This window comes from Dysgonomonas termitidis (assembly GCF_042654545.1).
GTDB lineage: Bacteria > Bacteroidota > Bacteroidia > Bacteroidales > Dysgonomonadaceae > Dysgonomonas > Dysgonomonas termitidis.
Map to the genome: position 1 here is coordinate 247,686 of NZ_JBHSGN010000121.1, position 17,608 is coordinate 265,293.

Here is a 17,608-nt window from a genome sequence, read left to right on the forward strand (position 1 = left end):
TTCTTCACTTTTCACTTATAAAATATATGTATCAACTTTACATAAAAAGACAAATAATAACAATAGACGGAGGCTCCTATACTCCTGATATTTTCCGGAGCAAAGGAATACCCGCCTTTGCCCTAAAGTCGGATTTTCATTATAGTCTTTATTTATTCCTGAAGGAATGGTTTTCACGTTCACCGTTGATTAGGGTACAAACATCAGGTTCTACAGGTATACCCAAAGAAATGATGGTGGAAAAAGAGCGGATGATGCGCAGTGCGGAACTTACCTGTTCTTTCCTCGGATTAAAAGAAGGAAACAAAGCCCTGCTGTGTATGTCGCTAGACTATATTGCAGGTAAAATGATGGTGGTACGTGCATTGATCGCAGGCCTGGACTTATATCCTGTCACCCCGTCCGGCAACCCGCTGAGAGATACAAAAGTTACGTTCGGTTTTGCCGCGATGATCCCTATGCAGGTGTATAATAGCTTGGACTCTGATAAAGAGCGGAAGAAACTGGAAAAAATAAAAAATCTGATAATAGGAGGAGGGGCGATTGACTCCCGTCTGGAAGAAAAACTGAAATTTTTTCCTAATAACGTATATTCTACATATGGAATGACCGAGACCCTTTCGCACATTGCTTTACGCAGGCTGAACGGAGAGAGTGTTTCCGGATCATATATCCCGTTTCCATCGGTTGCTCTATCATTGTCGGATGATAATACATTGATAATAGATGCGCCGTTGGTGACAAGCGAAAAACTTTATACCAACGATATTGCGGAAATAGATGAAGACGGAAGCTTCCGTATCACAGGGCGCAAAGATAATGTAATTAACAGCGGAGGAATAAAAATTCAGATAGAAGAAGTTGAAAAGTTACTGAAGCCCCTTATCAATAGCTCTTTTGCTGTTACATCTCTTCCCGATCCTAAATTTGGAGAAGCATTGATCCTTGCTGTGGAAGAAGATGTTGATCCGGAGATATTTAAAGATATCCAACCTGCGTATTACATTCCAAAAAAGATTATTAAGGTAGATAAAATCCCTTTAACAGAGACGGGTAAGATAAGCCGTGTAGAATTGAAGAAGTTGGTAAGTGAACTTTAATGAGATATTTTATCATCTTGTTCAAACTCTTTTCATATAATTAGTAAAATAATATCCTTAAATCATTTAAAATTGCAAATTGTCATTTCGGCTTTTCGCTAAAAATCTTTATCTTCGGTGCATATATCTAATGCACATGAACATTATACTATTACAAACCGACATACAATGGCAAAAGCCAAATGAAAACAGGACGCAGGCAGAGACGATAATCGACACGTTGCCACAGGCAGATTTGATTATCTTACCTGAAATGTTTACCTCCGGTTTTTGTATGGTTCCCGCAGAAGTTGCAGAGAAGGCCGGCTCTGTGACTCTTCAATGGATGCAAACAATCGCTATGAAAAAGAAGACGGCGGTTGCAGGAAGCGTGTCTGTTGAAGACGGAGGAAGATATTACAACCGTTTCTATTTCGTAAAACCCGACGGTAGCTATACTATCTATAATAAAAAGCATCTGTTTACATTCTCAGGTGAGGACAAAGAATATGCAGCAGGAGATGAAAGGGTAATAGTAGAGTATAAGGGGGTTAGAATATTACTGCAAATCTGCTATGATCTGCGCTTCCCTGTATTTTCCAGAAGCAGGGGAGATTATGATATGATTATCTACGTTGCCAACTGGCCTGCCGTCCGTATCGATGCATGGAATACTCTGCTCAAAGCGCGCGCTATCGAGAACCTTTGTTATGTAGCGGGAGTGAACAGGGTAGGGAATGACCCCGGCAACGGCTATAGTGGAGGCACCGTACTGCTCGATTATATGGGGAAATCCATTGTGTCGGCAGAAGATGGGTTGGAGAATGCAGTTTGCGGGAAAATAGATATGCAGACATTAAAAGACTTTCGCGAAAAATTCCCGGCACTCAACGATGCCGATAAATACAGAATAATCAACTAAATGAGAGAAAAACTATTAATGCTGGGAGACCAGGCTATTGCCTTGGGTGCTATCCATGCAGGCATCACGGGTGTTTATGCTTATCCCGGAACGCCGTCTACAGAAATCACAGAATACATTCAGGATTCGCCATTGGCACAGGAACGGAATATTTACAGTCAATGGTGTACCAATGAGAAAACAGCTATGGAAGCTGCCTTAGGCGTGTCGTATATTGGAAAGCGGGCATTGGTATGTATGAAACACGTGGGACTGAATGTAGCAGCCGATGCCTTTGTAAATTCGGCTATGACGGGGACAAATGGCGGACTGGTGGTACTTGTGGCTGACGACCCCTCGATGCATTCTTCACAGAATGAACAGGACTCACGTTTCTATGGTAAGTTTGCGTTTACACCTATATTCGAACCATCGTCGCAACAGGAGGCATATGATATGGTGCGTTATGCCTTCGATATTTCGGAAAAATACGAATTGCCTGTCTTGATGAGACTGACTACCCGTATGGCACATTCGCGCGCTGTGGTTGAAATATCCGGAATCAGAGGACAGAATGAAATAAAGTTTCCCGAAGACAAATCACGTTGGGTACTGCTTCCTGTAAATGCGAGAAGAAGATACAACGAACTTTTGGCTGCACAACCCGGACTGGAGAAGATTTCGGCCGTATCCCCTTATAATCTTTACAAGAAGGGTAGCAGGCAAGGTGTTATTGCTTGTGGAATAGGGTACAATTACCTGATGGAGAGTTTTCCGGACGGATGTAACCGCACCGTGTTGAAAATATCACAGTATCCTTTGCCGAAAGAGCTTATACGGGAAGTGCTGAATGAATGCGACGAGGTCTTGATTCTCGAAGACGGACAACCTTTTGTAGAAGAGCAGCTTCGCGGATTGCTGGATGAAACAGGAAAGATTAAAGGACGCCTGACGGGCGAATTGCCTCGGGTGGGAGAACTTACTCCCGACAATGTTCGCGCAGCATTGGGTTTTTCGGTAAAGGTGCACCAGGGAGCAAGTGAAAATGTCGTAGCCCGTCCACCGGCATTATGTACAGGTTGCGGACACAGGGACGTATATGACGCGTTGAATGAAGTGCTTCGTGAATATGAAAATGCGAAAGTGTTCAGTGATATAGGTTGTTATACGCTTGGAGCATTACCGCCTTTCCGTGCTATAGATACCTGTGTGGATATGGGTGCGTCCATAACGATGGCTAAAGGTGCTTCTGATGGAGGTTTGTTCCCATCGGTAGCGGTTATTGGCGATTCCACTTTCACTCATTCAGGAATTACAGGATTGTTAGATGCCGTAAATTCGAATGCCAGTGTGACCATTGTTATTTCAGATAATTTGACTACGGCTATGACCGGAGGACAGGATTCGGCGGGATACGGGAAACTGGAGGATATATGTCTTGGTGTTGGCGTGGAAAGAGAACACCTGCGCATTGTTATTCCGTTACCGAAGAATATAGAGGAGATAAAGGATATTATTCGTGAAGAAATTGAGTATAACGGTGTTTCAGTTATTATTCCTCGCAGAGAATGTATACAGACACTGAAAAAACATGCAAAGAAAAAATAATATGAAACTCGATATAATACTTTCAGGTGTAGGCGGACAAGGGATACTTTCCATTGCTGCCATTATTGGAGAAGCCTCGCTTCGGGAGGGGTTGCATATCAAACAGGCCGAAGTGCACGGTATGAGCCAACGGGGAGGGGATGTACAGTCCAATCTCCGTATATCGTCGGTACCGATACATTCCGACCTTATTGCAAAAGGAGGTGCAGATGCCATTATATCATTGGAACCGATGGAGGCCTTACGCTATATTCCGTACTTATCCGGAGAGGGTTGGGTGGTAACAAATATTTCGCCTTATGTTAATATTCCCAATTATCCCGAACCGGATACGATCCTTAAAGAATTATCTTCATTGCCCAATGTCATACTTCTGGATGTGGATGCTATTGCTAAAGATGCTAAAGTGGCCAGGGCTGCCAATATGGTATTGCTGGGAGCTGCTTCTGTGATACTGGGTATAGAAGCATCAAAACTGGAAGAAGCTATTGCACAGGTATTCGGCCGTAAAGGAGAATCTGTAGTGGATATGAATATAAAAGCCTTCAGGGAGGGGAAACGCGCAGGCGAAAAACAAATGGAATAATGAGAGGAATGATTCTTGTTTGCTATGTCTCAAGAACGAAACATCCGGGGTATTGCAGGCTAAGTGCCCGAGGATTATATTTTTTTGGTAAAAGTTTATCTATATAGTAAGCTATTAGCCTCTAGCTGTTAGCTTTTAGCTCTTTGAAAAAATAATTAGCAGATTTGTAAATTAGCATATTAGCAAATGTTTTAAATTAAAAGTGATAAGTGAAAAATTAAAAGTGAAAGAAAATGAAAAACTAAAAATTAAGAGTGAAAAATATTTATCACTTATCACTTTTAGCTCTTCGTTTAAAAACATTCTTCACTTTTCATTCTTCGTTTTTCATTTAAGAATATTTTTCGTTCTTCGTTTTTCATTTTTCGTTAAAAACATTGGCACATCGGCAAATTGATTAATCGGTACATTGATTTCTGTTACCTTTGTTACTTTTTAACTGAATATGGTTAATGAATATAAAATAGACAAGTGAAAAATAGTGGAAAATGTGTCAGAAGTGTCAGGTTTTAACCAAATATGGTTAATAATTGTAAATATAGTAGTGAGTAATAAGTTAGACTTTGCGAGAGATACTTTTTATGAAAGAGATTCTTCACTTCGTTCAGAATGACAAGGATAATAAAGACTTATAATCTATGTTTAAACTAACCGGAACACATAATTATTTTGTTTATATAGTTACGAATAGAAATAGAAGTGTTTTATATATTGGAGTAACCAATGATTTAAAAAGACGCTTATACGAGCATAAGTTTGATTCCATGAACGAGAAAAGTCATTTTACAGGGAAATACAATATATTCTATTTAATTTATTGGGAAAAATTTGAATATATAGAACATGCTATAGACAGAGAAACAGAGATAAAAGGGTGGGTGAGGAAACAGAAAGATAAACTTATATCAGAATTTAATCCTGAATGGAACTTTCTGAATGAAGAAATATAAACTAATACTCATTTGTCATTCTGAGTGTAACGAAGAATCTCGTCTCTCATAAGAGATTCTTCACTCCGTTCAGAATGACAAAGTAGATAAAGAGATAATAATATATGCAAAACAGAATATTCAGTCAGGATCTGGTAAATCAGGTTGTAAACGAACTAAAGATAGCCGATCTGGAGAAAGCTACTATAGGGGAGGTACTCCTATTGGCTTCGAGCCTCGAACAGATTACAGGCATTCCTTTTATCCGTATGGATCAGGGTGTACCGGGACTTAAACCCTGCCGGATAGGTATAGATGCGGAGAAAAAAGCGTTGGACGAGGGTGTAGCTTCGATGTATCCGGCTGCTGCGGGTATTCCTGTGTTGAAGGAAGAAGCATCCCGTTTTGTTAAAGCGTTTCTCGATGTTGATATATCATCAGGCTCATGCATACCGGTTACAGGTTCGGTTGCCGGTTCTTTCAGTTCCTTTATCGCCTGCAACCAACGGGATAAAGATAAGGATACTGTATTATTTATCGATCCCGGCTTTCCTATACAGAAATCCCAATTGAAAATACTTGATATTAAATATATAGAATTTGATGTCTACAATTACAGGGGGGGAGGCTTAAAAGCTAAACTTGAAGGATTATTGGAAAAGGGCAATATATCTTCTATCGTATATTCCAATCCGAATAATCCGGCCTGGATATGTCTGACGGAGGATGAATTGCAGATAATAGGAGAATTGGCTACAAAATATGATGCGGTCGTTATTGAAGATTTAGCCTATTTCGCTATGGATTTCCGTACCGATTTCAGTAAGCCTTTTCAAGCGCCTTTTGTGCCTACCGTGGCCGGATATACCGATAATTACATTCTGATGCTTTCGGCTTCCAAGATATTCAGCTATGCAGGACAACGCGCCGCAGTTCTTTGTATTTCGGATAAATTATTTTCCCGTAAATTTGAAGCATTGGCGCAGAGGTATTCCGGTTCGGGTATTTTCGGACCTGTATTTATCGGGGAAATACTATATATGATAACATCCGGCATAACTCATTCCACTCAGTATGGCTATGCTGCTATGCTAAGAGCCGCATCGGACGGCGAACTGGATTTTGTGAAAGAAACAAGTGAATATGGCAGGCGTGCCCACCGTATGAAGGAGCTATTCAATAAATACGGTTTTCATGTAGTATATGATAAAGATATTGACAGGGATATTTCCGACGGGTTCTTTTTCACAATCGGCTATAAAGATATGTCATGTGCCGAGCTGATGCGGGAGCTGCTTTACTATGGAATCAGTTCCATAGCCTTGTCTACTACAGGCAGCGAACAACAGGGCATCAGGGCGTGCTGCTCGCGCATGCATGATGATTTATACGCTGTACTGGATGAAAGATTGAGGTTTTTCAGATTAGATCATTAACAGGATAAACAACTAAAAAAACTAACATATAATATGATTTGGAACAAATCTAAGGAGTGCATGAGTCCCGGCGAAAAACGCTGCCTTCAGGGAGAACGTTTGCGTAAGCTGGTGGAGAAGGTATATCACAGTACTCCTTTCTATAGACAGAAAATGCAGGAAATGGATATTACACCCGGCGACATCCGTTCGGTGGAGGATATCGTAAAACTACCTTTTACCACAAAACAGGATTTGCGTGACAATTATCCTTACGGTTTGTTTGCAGTGCCTATGTCACAGATTGTGAGACTGCACGCCTCATCGGGAACAACTGGTACACCCACTGTAGTAGGTTATACCCGGCGCGATTTATCCATATGGTCCGAGATGACCGCCCGTTGCCTGAGTGCTTTCGGTACCGACCAGAATGATATTTTTTCGGTTGGCTATGGTTACGGACTCTTTACCGGAGGACTAGGTTTACACTATGGAGTGGAGCACTTGGGGGCAACGGTTATCCCCATGTCTACGGGAAATACAGCTAAACATATTCAGCTTGCACGCGATTTTGGAGCTACGGCTCTTGCCTGTACCCCGTCTTATGCCCTCTATTTGGCAGAGTCGATAGCGAAGACAGGCATTCCCCGCGAGGAATTCAGGCTGCGAACTGCTATTCTGGGTGCGGAACCGTGGACAGAGAATATGCGCAAAGAGATAGAAGCAAAGCTGGGCGTAGATGCCTACAACATATATGGGTTGAGTGAGATAATGGGGCCGGGTGTATCGCACGAATGCGAATGTAAGAGCGGTTCGCATATTATTGATGACCATTTTCTGCCCGAAATTGTTTCGCCTGACACACTTGAGCAGCTTCCATATGGAGAACAGGGGGAACTCGTATTTACCACACTTACAAAAGAGGGTTTGCCGCTATTGCGTTACCGTACCAAAGATCTTTGTTCACTCACGGAGGAACCCTGCAAATGCGGGCGTACCAGTGTGCGCATGAGCCGTATAGTAGGGCGTAGCGACGATATGCTGATTATTCGCGGAGTGAATGTATTCCCTTCACAGATAGAGAGCGTGATCCTGGAAATGGAAGAATTCGAACCACATTATCTTTTAATTGTGGATAGGGTAAACAATCTGGATATACTGGAAGTGCAGGTCGAGGTACGGGACGGGTATTTCTCTGACGAAATCTCGAAGATTATAGCTTTGAAGAAGAAAATAGCCCATCGCCTGCAAAGCGTGCTGGGAATCAGTGCCGACATAAAACTGGTAGAACCGTATAGCATCAAACGAAGTGAAGGTAAGGCACAACGTGTAATTGATAAACGTATCTTTAATTGATTAGCATATGACAATAAAACAACTATCTATTTTTGTGGAAAATAAGACAGGACGGCTGAACGAGGTAGCGCATGTACTTGGGAAGAATGGGATAAATCTGAAAGCATTCAGCCTTGCCGAAAGTGCCGACTTCGGTATCTTACGGCTGATAGTATCCGATGTCGACATGGCTGTAAAGGTACTTAAAGAGGCTCACTTAGGAGTGAGTGTAAATGATGTGCTTTGTCTTTCTTGTCCTAACACGCCGGGTTCACTGGCTATGATACTGGAATATCTGGCAAAAGAAAATGTATTTATTGAATATATGTATGCCTTTTCGAACGGAGAGAGAGCGAATGTGGTGATAAGGCCTACCGATATTAAAAAATGTATGGAGATACTTACGTTAAACAATTGTGAATTACTGAGCCAGGATAAGATTACAGAATGCTAGTCTTTAGGGTCTTATATAATTAAAAATGGTCTTTGGAACGTAATTTTATTCCAAAGACCATTTTGAATGAAGACGGTATATTCTTTATAAACAATAATTTGTGAAATATTCGACAGTGTACTTATAGTTCCAAAAGAGTCTTCTTATTATCAAAATGATAAAAGTAATCGGTGCATGCTTCTACCCGGTCGGTGTTAATGTAATCCACACCTATATGGTGGAATGTTTTCCATGCATTATCTCCATCCGGTGTTCCCCAAAAACGGATGGGTTTGTTTAGTGCATGAACGGCATCGATTGTCTTTATAACTTTGTCATACTCTTCCTTTATCATTGTTCCCTGTCCATTCCATTGGGAATAATCTTTGAATGGAAGGCTTACCATCGCTATGCGTTTTAACTGTTCAGCAGTATAGTTCATTTCTCTTCCGTCAAAGGATATAAAAGGAGGATACTTTGCAAAATCCACCGGAGCAGGACGGTCGCCGGATATAACTATGCGCACGGCATAAGGATTCGCAGACGGATCAAATACCTCAGGATAGACTTTCAGTTTATCAACGAGTATATCTAAAGTCGGAATTGCAGGTGTCTTCAAATCTATAAGCAATATGAATGTTTTCTCTGAATTTTTCCAGGCTTTGCCATTATTATTTTTATATAGGTCTACAATCGGCTTAATATATAATTCATCAAGAGTAAGTGCTGTGGCAAGATCTTCCTTATTGTGAGTTACCAGTAATTCGTCCTTCTTATTCGTAGCATATATATCAGCTTCTATTGATGCTGCTTGCTGGGCATATGCTTGGTAAAATGGTACCCGTTGTTCATAATCGTTATGTGAGTGAATGAGTATTTGTTGTGCAAACAGAACGGACGGACATATGATTAACGGTACTGCAATTGAAAATAACCTCAATACAGAAAAACCCTTGTTGATAATATAAGTCATAAGATATTGATTAAAAGCAGGTTTATTCAATTTCTATTTGTGCTGTTACAACTGAGTGATCAGAGATAAATTTGCCATCCAGTTCTTCAGGTATAACAGTGTGTTTTAATACTTTTGTATCCGGTTTTACAAAAATATAATCTATAAACTCGCGTTTTTCGAGAGGTACTTGCCCAAAACCATGGAATGTCCAGTCTGTTCCGCTTTTTACAACAGCTATGTCTTTGGTATGCATCAGATAGTTTGGAGTTGCCGGGTTTGTAACATGTTTGATTACTTCCGAATCAGGGGTCGCGTTGAAATCTCCCGTTAATATTACAGGTAAACCTTTGCTTAGTTCTCCTATCCGGTCGAGTAGTAATGTCACACCTTCCTGACGGGCTACTTTCCCTACATGGTCAAGGTGTGTGTTAATGAAGAATATCTGTTTCTTACTACTCATTTCTTCCAGGATAATCCATGTTGCAACGCGCTCACATGCCCCATCCCATCCTTTCGAACCTATAACTTCAGGGGTTTCACTTAGCCAAAAATGTCCCGATTTAACTTCTTTAAATCTTTCTTTTTTGTATAGGACAGCACAATATTCGCCTTTTTCTATTCCATCTATCCGGCCAATGCCAATAGCATTATATTCCAGCAGGGAGGTTTTCAGGTCGTTCAATTGATTTACCAGGACTTCCTGGGTACCTACAATATCCGCGTTTTGAGCTTTGATCGTTTGTGCGGCAATATCTTTTCTGTATTGCCAGCTGTTGAGGCTGTCGCCAGGATTGTCGTAGCGAACATTAAAGCTCATTACGTTCAAGTCAATAGGTTTATTTTCTGAGCAAGAAGCTAATAATAGAGCAGCAAATAAATAGAATAACTTTTTCATGTTAATATAGGTTTGTTATTTGATAAATAGATATAATTCCGTGCTTTTTTGATTCCGAAGTTTTGAGCTTTCCAACTCTGGGTTTTCCTCCGTAATCCTCCGACAGTTTGTATGAGTTAATTCTCTTTCGGAAAAATCGGTCCTGTTCCCGTTATAATAGTCTGTAAACCACTATTATCTGTATTTTCCATATTTTCAAGATATCGGATACGGCTATCGTTAGTCTTAGGCATAAGTTCATACATACTATCTTTTGTTACAAAGATAATACCACTAAATATAAATGCAAAATGATCTACATATTTTACATTCTTAATAGTTAGTTCTAAAGAGATTTTATTTACGTTAAGTATGTGGTCATTTAACTGATTTGCCGGATCATAATGTTTTCATGGTAATCGATATCCGCCCACTTTCTCTATTCTGGGCCATCGGGCGATGCAGATATGTTCCGGTAGGCAATATATAAATTCTCTTATAATGCTGGATGACATATTCTTATTTAACTAATTACTCTTGTTTATATTACAAATGCTGCTTACTTTTGTGCTGAGCAAGTTTTGAATATTCAAAAAAATGATATATAAAGCTTTTACATTTTTCCAACATGGAATTATGGCAGTGAAGACAAAATTTTAGGCAAACTATTTGTAAGTACATGGAAATGTCCGGCGGTTATCTTGCCGGACATATGTGTTTTGTAATTGATAATCTGGTGTTTAATTTTCATATAGTAAAAAGACGTAAGATAATTGTACCCTCCTTGTTAAAAAACGGTATCTACTGCAAAAGGTATTGATCTCATAAATTTATTGCGCTTTCTTATTTTTTAACATGTAAAATGATATATTTAATTTTGCAATATTTAATTTTGCACAATATAATAGTGCGTGTATATATGTCAGAAGATTTAAAATTGAATAATCAATTGTGTTTCCCAATATATGCTTTGTCGAGGCAGATAACATCACTTTATCGTCCTTATTTAGAAAAGTTGGGACTCACATATCCTCAGTATCTGGTATTGATGGTATTGTGGGAGCGAAAATCGGCAACAGTAAAACAATTAGGAGAACTGTTATGGCTCGATAGCGGTACGCTTACGCCATTATTGAAACGTATGGAGGCAAATGAACTTCTTAATAGAGTACGATCATCTGAAGACGAAAGGAGTGTGGATATAATTATCACGGATAAAGGTAAAGCTTTGGAAAAGCAAGCAGAGCAGATCCCTCCAATAATGAAAAAACAGCTTAAGCTGACGGATAACCAACTTGTTCAGTTACGTAATCAGCTGCGTAAGATTTTATTAATAACATGTAATGAACAATAACGAGTATTTCTAACATAATTAAAGCAATGAACTTATTAGATACATTCAAATGGCGTTACGCCACAAAAAAGTTTGATCCTACTAAAAAAGTCGATCAGAAACTTGTTAACGAGATTGTTGAAGCTGCCTGGCTTGCGCCCACGTCTTCGGGTTTACAACCTTTTCAGGTTATTGAAATAACCAATCAGGAGCTAAAAGAGAAGATGATACCTATTGCTTATAATCAGCAACAGGTCGCGGATGCTTCACATGTCCTTGTCTTTGCAGCTTGGGATAACTACACGTCGCAGCGTATAGATAATATATACAAACATACAACAGAGGGTAGGGGACAAGACCCCGGCCGTTATAATGACTATACGGACAGATTGAAGAAGGCATATTTGAGTCGCCCGTCTGAAGTGAATTTCGAGCATGCAGCCCGCCAGTCCTATATAGCTTTTGGTTTTGCTATTGCAATGGCCGCTGAACTGAATGTCGATTCTACCCCGATGGAAGGATTTGATAATGATGCGTTGGATAATCTTCTTGGCTTGAGAGAATTAGGATTGAGGAGTGTGACAGTATTACCATTGGGCTACCGGGACGAAGCAAATGACTGGTTGGTGAATCTCAAGAAGGTCCGTCATCCGAAAAATGAATTTCTTATTGAACTAAAATAACAATTTTGAGGTTTATAATATGATAATACTTCGAAAACCAGAATACTAACTTATATAAATTAAAAAATTATGGCAACAGTTACATTTAAAAATGACATCACAGTAAATACCAGCGGGCAATTGCCGGCAGTAGGTTCAGCAGCACCCGAATTTGTACTTGTAAAGAATGACCTTTCAGAAGTGTCGTTGAAAGACCTTAAAGGTAAGACTGTTATATTAAATATATTCCCCAGTCTTGATACAGGTACATGTGCTGCGTCGGTTCGCAGATTCAATAAAGAAGCGGTAGCACTTCCTGATACTGTAGTCCTTGCTGTTTCGGCTGACCTTCCATTTGCTGCGGGTCGTTTTTGTTCGGCAGAAGGCATCGATAATGTTGTTCCGGCTTCTGTTTTTAGAAATACATCGTTTGCAAAAGATTATGGCGTATTGATGCTTGATGGTCCGCTGAAGGGATTGTTGGCCAGATCGGTTGTTGTAATTGACCCTGACGGAAAAGTAGTATATACAGAGCTGGTTCCTGAAATTGTAAATGAACCGAATTATCAACCGGCTTTAGCGGCCGTTAAATAATAAACAGAACTGAACGGTATCCCAAGGCTTTTACTATATGGTAGAAGCCTTTTCCTGTTAATTTTCGGCGATACCTAAAGATTGGTATAATATCGTTATATCGGGGAGTTAAAATAAAACTATCTTTGTCCTCAGAATAATAAATAGGTTTATAACCTCAAAAAAAATTGGTGTGAAGAGATTATTCCATATAATATATAATAAGCAATTTGCCATTGGTATAGGTGTTATAGGGTTTGCCCTGCTTCTAAACCGTTATTCCCTTTTGTTCGACTTTTTCTTCGGATTACTTCTCTCTGCGGGGATGATCTTGATATTGGCCGGCCTATTATCCAAGTTTCATGTGATAGGCAAACTGAGGGTGATTAAAGGGAAATATCTGGGCAGGTTCGCCCGATAGGCTACAAAATAAAACCTCCGAAACATATGCGGAGGTTTTTGGATATAAGTCAAGTTTGTTTAGAGTCAGAAAGTCTGATTAATAATCAGGACCTTATAATTATCTATTGTTGATAGTTTAAGACACAAGATATGAAACTTTCTTAATATTTGCAATGTTATAAGATAATTTATGCATTTTTAAAAAGTTAAGGGTGGTCTTATCATATAATGTTCAATATATCTCAAACAGACGTGTTCTGGCTAATAAACAGGCGCCTATTACCCCTGCCTTATCCTTCAACTTCGATATTGCGATCGTAGAATCTTTATTCACCAGATTAAGGGAATATTTGCGGATCGCTGTTTTCACCGGTTGCATTATATAGTCTTCGGTCATAGATACTGTACCTCCTATAATAACCATTTCAGGATTAAAGATATTGATAAGTCCGGCGATCTGTTCTCCAAGCTTTTGTCCGATCTCTTCCACCAGGTCTATGCAAAGCACATCCTCTTTGTTTACGGCGGTAATTATTTCATCTAATGTGACGGATTCGTCTTTCAATATTTTCTTCGATAACAGGGAAGAAGCACCGTCATGTACCAGTTCGAAAAGGCGCCGGTGCATTGCCAGTCCGGAGGCTTCCGTTTCCAGGCAGCCTTTCTTTCCGCAATGGCACAATATTTCATTATCGTATATTTTCATGTGCCCGAATTCTCCGGCGAATCCCGATTTTCCGGTATATACTTTCCCGTCTATAATGATTCCGATAGCCAACCCCCAGCTTATGTTTACGAATATGATGTTTTTCTCACTGTTTACACAGCCCGACAGATATTCACCATAAGTCATGGCCCGGGTATCATTATCGATAGTAACTTTGTAGCCATTCAGTTTTTCGCTAAGAATTTCAGCCAATGGTCTTTCTTCAAAATAGAAAATGCTGTAGCTGTATCCCGATTCAGGGTTTACCCGTCCCGATATATTTACATTTACATTCAGTATTTTGTTTTTATCTACTGTTTGTTTATCAATAAATGCCAGGATTAATTCACACAACTTGTTCATCGCTTCCGGAGTGTTTTGCATCTGATAAGGAATACCCATTGTCAGATCCACCATATCTCCCTTGAAGTTAATCAGTCCGATGTTTATTGCCGACTGCTTCATGTCGACACCTATAAAATAACCGGACTCAGGATTGAGGCCGTATAGATTGGGGTAACGCCCCCCTGTTGTTTCCAGCTTTCCGTAGTCGTTTATATATCCATCTTCACACATCTCGCTGATAAACTTAGTGACAGTAGGGATGCTCAAATCCAGTTCTTTCGACAATTCGGTGATGGTCGAACTGCCATTTTGGATATAGTAATTAATAATATTCTTCTTGATCAAAGCACTTTTTGTGCCTTTTTCAATTTCCTGAAGCAGGTGTATATTCATGTTTCCTGATTTATTGATATTTTCCTTTCGGATAAAATTTCATCGCTAATACAAATATAAATAAAAAATATTATTAAATAGGCTGCCTTTTGTATCTATTATTAAAAAAGAGTTTGGGGTTGATAAATATTTAGGACCTCAAATTGTATGATAATAAACGAAATAGCTTTCTGTTACAGATAATAGCCTATTTAATGATCTCCTCTCCTGTTGGATAGTATCTATTCCGTCTTGGCTTAATTTATATCTGCGCGATGTACGATATTTATATTAATTAACTATACATTGTTAAAAGGTAACAAAGGTAACAGATATATCAGTCAACAGTCAACAGTTAGCAGTAAACAACTCGTATCTTGTCTACACGTAACTCGTAACTGCCCGAAGGGCGCAGTAACTTGTAACTATTAAAAGGTAACAAAGGTAACACTATTTACAGTAAACAGTCATCAGTCAACAGTGCTGTACGTTGTCATGCTGAGCGGAGCGAAGCATCTCATCAGTTAACAGTTAACAACCCGTATCTTGTATCTTGTCTACTCGTAACTTGTAACTGCCCAAAGGGCGCAGTAACCCGTAACTATTAAAAAGTAACACCTTTTTAGCTATTAGCTGATAGCTGTTAGCCAATAGTTTATGTACAAAACCTGACAAACTTGACACATTTTCCACTATTTTTTATCTGTTCCTTTTTTTTCTCTCTGTAAGTCCCCCCTGGGGAAACAACGTTCGGCGGAGCCAATTTAGGGGGCTTTTTCAATACTTCAAAGAACTGTCAGCTAACGGCTATCAGCTAATAATATAGATAAAGTATTTTCCAAAAATCAAATAATTAAATAGTCAATAAAAAATAAAGGCAGGGTCTGGAGGTGCGGATATTTATTCTGTCAGCGCTGGCCTATACACCTCCGATTGATGATTCAGTTGGCTAATACGACTTATTGCCGGATATTTCTTTCGAATAAATTTGTTTATATAATAAAAGGCTGCCTCAATTTACAGAGGCAGCCTTTTATTATATAAACTTTATGTATGGGATATTAATTATTTATTATCGAGTGAACTTTCCGGAGCTTGGTCAATTAGATCCATAAACTGATCCAGTTTTGGAGTGATAATTATCTGGGTCCGGCGGTTACGGGCTTTCCCTTCTGCTGTACTATTGCTCGCAATCGGATTATATTCTCCGCGTCCGGCAGCAGTCAGGCGTTTGGGATCAACCCCATAATTGTTTTGTAATGCCTGAACAACAGAAGATGCGCGAAGAGTACTTAAATCCCAATTGTTGCGGATGTTAGGGCGTGATATCGGGTCTGTATCAGTATTGCCTTCTATCAGGACGTCATAATCTTTATAGTCCAGGATGATTTTAGATATCTTACTTAGAATTTCCCCTGCCTTATCGCTTATTTCATAGCTTCCGGAGCGGTACAGCATCCTGTCGTCAAGTGAGATGTACACAACTCCCTTCAATACTTTAATATCCATATCCTGCATTTCGTCACGGGTAAGTGAACGTGTAAGATTGTTTATCATAACCAGGTTCAACGAATCCGATTTGTTCTTAGCTTGGACCAGATGCTGGATAAAGCGGTTCGAGGCATTGATTTCATCTACCAGTTTCGCAATATTTACATTACCCTGTGAATTTTGCGAGAGACTTTTATTCAATGAGTTTTGCATCTCTACGTAAGCTGCGCGTAATTCCTCATTGTTTTTCCGGGCTTCAGCTAATCTCTCCTCCAGGCTCGATACTCGGGTTCTGCTTTCGGCCAGTTGCAATTGGCCTTCCTGATAATTTCTTTTCAGATCATTATGTTCTGTTTGTAAGCGATTATAATCAGTTTCCAGGTTTGTGAACTGTTTCTTGCTTACACAACCGGTAAACATTATACCTGCTGTTAATATTAGCAACCAAAAAGAATACTTCATAATTAAATTATATTAAATGTATTATTATATGTAACAATAATATTCATTCATTGTTTGATTACAAAAGTATCAGATAAAAATTTATCTGGTAAGTAATTGTCGATAGAATTAATTTTTGTTTTCATTCTTTAAACTTATTTTATCCGCAAAAAGCTCTTTTAACGGAGAGAACAATCTTCAGGTATCAGGTTCTTGTCTTCTTTCTCTGCCGGACATATCCAAATATTAGCTTTATAACTAAGGGTCTTTTTCTGTATATTATTTCAGAAAGGTTTTTAAAAGAGGGATGGCATCCTGTGTATAAATTCGTTTTACCTTCGTGTTGTTCTCTGATTGTTAATTATTTATGGTGCGTATGAATAGTACGCCAAGCCTGGAACATATTTTTTTATGATTGTCAATAATGATAAGGAAGACGAAACGTTGGGTTTTTTTCTGCATAATCCCTTTCCTTATTTATTTTCGAAAGCTTTTAACTTGTTCCTGCCGCGCCCTGCGGGGCTTGTCCTCACTTCTGGCATTGCCCAAAAGTAACACAAGCAATCTTTGATTGCGCGTAGTAGAAAAAATCCACATTTTTATACTACAATAATCACTTCAACTACTGATTGGCATTAATAAAGGAACTCCATAAACCTTTGCTGGATTCTCACACTGAACAATTGACCATGCCTGTTTGCAGGGTGTGGGTTTCTGTCTTGCAGTCATTTTGCACTATATAAGATAGTATAACCTGTTTGTGGAAAATAAACCTAATCCGTCTTTGAGTCGGCATAATATAAAACGAAGAAAGTTTGAACCTGATCTTTTTTATATAATTTATTAAAAGTTTCGATATGTTGTTAAATTTATTTCAAAGTATTTTTTTTATCTGTTAGGAAATACTTATTAATGAATATTTTTTTAATCATGTGACAGTGTATTTAATTTTAATGTTAAAAATGACCTTATTTATTTAATTATTTTATTAAATACTTTGTCGATAAAAAATATTTTATCATATTTGCTGTAGAAATAGATACTTAACATAGCTCCTTAATAAACCTGACGCTCTGATACCCGGATTATACCTTTGATAATTAAAGTATTATCATCGAAAGAAAAGATACAGGCTGTTTGTTATAATAAGGCAATATAAGATTTGCCC

The 17,608-nt window shown here is 39.0% G+C and carries 16 protein-coding genes; 12 read left to right on the plus strand and 4 right to left on the minus strand.

Annotated elements, in window-relative coordinates; translation table 11 throughout:
* The first annotated feature begins 26 nt into the window (after nucleotides 1–26).
* The 8 genes from ACFO6W_RS20705 to ACFO6W_RS20740 all read left to right on the plus strand — a co-directional run bounded on the left by ACFO6W_RS20705 (nucleotide 27) and on the right by ACFO6W_RS20740 (nucleotide 8,307).
* Nucleotides 27–1,100 (plus strand): AMP-binding protein, encoded by a 1,074-nt coding sequence (locus ACFO6W_RS20705; RefSeq protein WP_379999997.1) that lies wholly within the window; start codon nucleotides 27–29, stop codon nucleotides 1,098–1,100.
* A 136-nt stretch (nucleotides 1,101–1,236) separates the two neighbouring features.
* Complete coding sequence (locus ACFO6W_RS20710; protein ID WP_379999999.1) at nucleotides 1,237–2,001, plus strand: amidohydrolase; 765 nt, start codon at nucleotides 1,237–1,239, stop codon at nucleotides 1,999–2,001.
* Complete coding sequence (locus tag ACFO6W_RS20715; protein ID WP_380000001.1) at nucleotides 2,002–3,588, plus strand: thiamine pyrophosphate-dependent enzyme; 1,587 nt, start codon at nucleotides 2,002–2,004, stop codon at nucleotides 3,586–3,588. It abuts the gene before it with no gap.
* A gap of 1 nt (nucleotide 3,589) precedes the next feature.
* Entirely contained in the window at nucleotides 3,590–4,174 is a 585-nt protein-coding gene (locus tag ACFO6W_RS20720; protein WP_380000003.1) for an indolepyruvate oxidoreductase subunit beta, read from the plus strand.
* 638 nt (nucleotides 4,175–4,812) lie between these two features.
* A complete protein-coding gene (locus ACFO6W_RS20725) occupies nucleotides 4,813–5,124 on the plus strand; it encodes a GIY-YIG nuclease family protein (protein WP_380000005.1) in 312 nt (103 codons plus the stop codon).
* 104 nt (nucleotides 5,125–5,228) lie between these two features.
* Nucleotides 5,229–6,539, plus strand: a complete 1,311-nt coding sequence (locus ACFO6W_RS20730; RefSeq protein ID WP_380000007.1) for an aminotransferase class I/II-fold pyridoxal phosphate-dependent enzyme — start codon at nucleotides 5,229–5,231, stop codon at nucleotides 6,537–6,539.
* Nucleotides 6,540–6,572: 33 nt separating this feature from the next.
* On the plus strand, nucleotides 6,573–7,874 hold the full coding sequence (locus ACFO6W_RS20735; protein WP_380000009.1) for a phenylacetate--CoA ligase family protein: 1,302 nt from the start codon (nucleotides 6,573–6,575) through the stop codon (nucleotides 7,872–7,874).
* A gap of 7 nt (nucleotides 7,875–7,881) precedes the next feature.
* Nucleotides 7,882–8,307: an ACT domain-containing protein gene (locus tag ACFO6W_RS20740; protein WP_380000011.1), complete on the plus strand. Its 426-nt coding sequence runs from the start codon at nucleotides 7,882–7,884 to the stop codon at nucleotides 8,305–8,307.
* Between the two features lie 121 nt (nucleotides 8,308–8,428).
* Here ACFO6W_RS20740 and ACFO6W_RS20745 read toward each other — a convergent pair whose 3' ends face one another.
* Together ACFO6W_RS20745 and ACFO6W_RS20750 are read right to left on the minus strand one after the other, a co-directional pair.
* The gene (locus ACFO6W_RS20745) at nucleotides 8,429–9,259 is read right to left on the minus strand and encodes a phosphatidylinositol-specific phospholipase C/glycerophosphodiester phosphodiesterase family protein (protein WP_380000013.1); all 831 of its coding nucleotides are present in this window, start codon (nucleotides 9,257–9,259) and stop codon (nucleotides 8,429–8,431) included.
* A 22-nt stretch (nucleotides 9,260–9,281) separates the two neighbouring features.
* Complete coding sequence (locus ACFO6W_RS20750) at nucleotides 9,282–10,136, minus strand: endonuclease/exonuclease/phosphatase family protein (protein WP_380000015.1); 855 nt, start codon at nucleotides 10,134–10,136, stop codon at nucleotides 9,282–9,284.
* Between the two features lie 898 nt (nucleotides 10,137–11,034).
* Between ACFO6W_RS20750 and ACFO6W_RS20755 the strand changes: the two genes are divergently transcribed.
* The 4 genes from ACFO6W_RS20755 (at nucleotide 11,035) to ACFO6W_RS20770 (ending at nucleotide 13,104) form a co-directional block, all read left to right on the plus strand.
* Nucleotides 11,035–11,469: a MarR family winged helix-turn-helix transcriptional regulator gene (locus ACFO6W_RS20755; RefSeq protein WP_380000017.1), complete on the plus strand. Its 435-nt coding sequence runs from the start codon at nucleotides 11,035–11,037 to the stop codon at nucleotides 11,467–11,469.
* Nucleotides 11,470–11,495: 26 nt separating this feature from the next.
* The gene (locus ACFO6W_RS20760; RefSeq protein ID WP_380000019.1) at nucleotides 11,496–12,131 is read left to right on the plus strand and encodes an NAD(P)H-dependent oxidoreductase; all 636 of its coding nucleotides are present in this window, start codon (nucleotides 11,496–11,498) and stop codon (nucleotides 12,129–12,131) included.
* Nucleotides 12,132–12,200: 69 nt separating this feature from the next.
* A complete protein-coding gene (gene tpx, locus ACFO6W_RS20765; RefSeq protein ID WP_380000021.1) occupies nucleotides 12,201–12,704 on the plus strand; it encodes a thiol peroxidase in 504 nt (167 codons plus the stop codon).
* Between the two features lie 172 nt (nucleotides 12,705–12,876).
* Nucleotides 12,877–13,104: a hypothetical protein gene (locus ACFO6W_RS20770; RefSeq protein WP_380000023.1), complete on the plus strand. Its 228-nt coding sequence runs from the start codon at nucleotides 12,877–12,879 to the stop codon at nucleotides 13,102–13,104.
* A gap of 213 nt (nucleotides 13,105–13,317) precedes the next feature.
* Here the strand turns inward: ACFO6W_RS20770 and ACFO6W_RS20775 are convergent, their stop codons facing one another.
* Both ACFO6W_RS20775 and ACFO6W_RS20780 read right to left on the minus strand, forming a co-directional pair.
* The gene (locus ACFO6W_RS20775) at nucleotides 13,318–14,529 is read right to left on the minus strand and encodes an ROK family transcriptional regulator (protein ID WP_380000025.1); all 1,212 of its coding nucleotides are present in this window, start codon (nucleotides 14,527–14,529) and stop codon (nucleotides 13,318–13,320) included.
* A 1,044-nt stretch (nucleotides 14,530–15,573) separates the two neighbouring features.
* Nucleotides 15,574–16,461, minus strand: a complete 888-nt coding sequence (locus ACFO6W_RS20780; protein ID WP_380000027.1) for an OmpA family protein — start codon at nucleotides 16,459–16,461, stop codon at nucleotides 15,574–15,576.
* Nucleotides 16,462–17,608 lie beyond the last annotated feature (1,147 nt).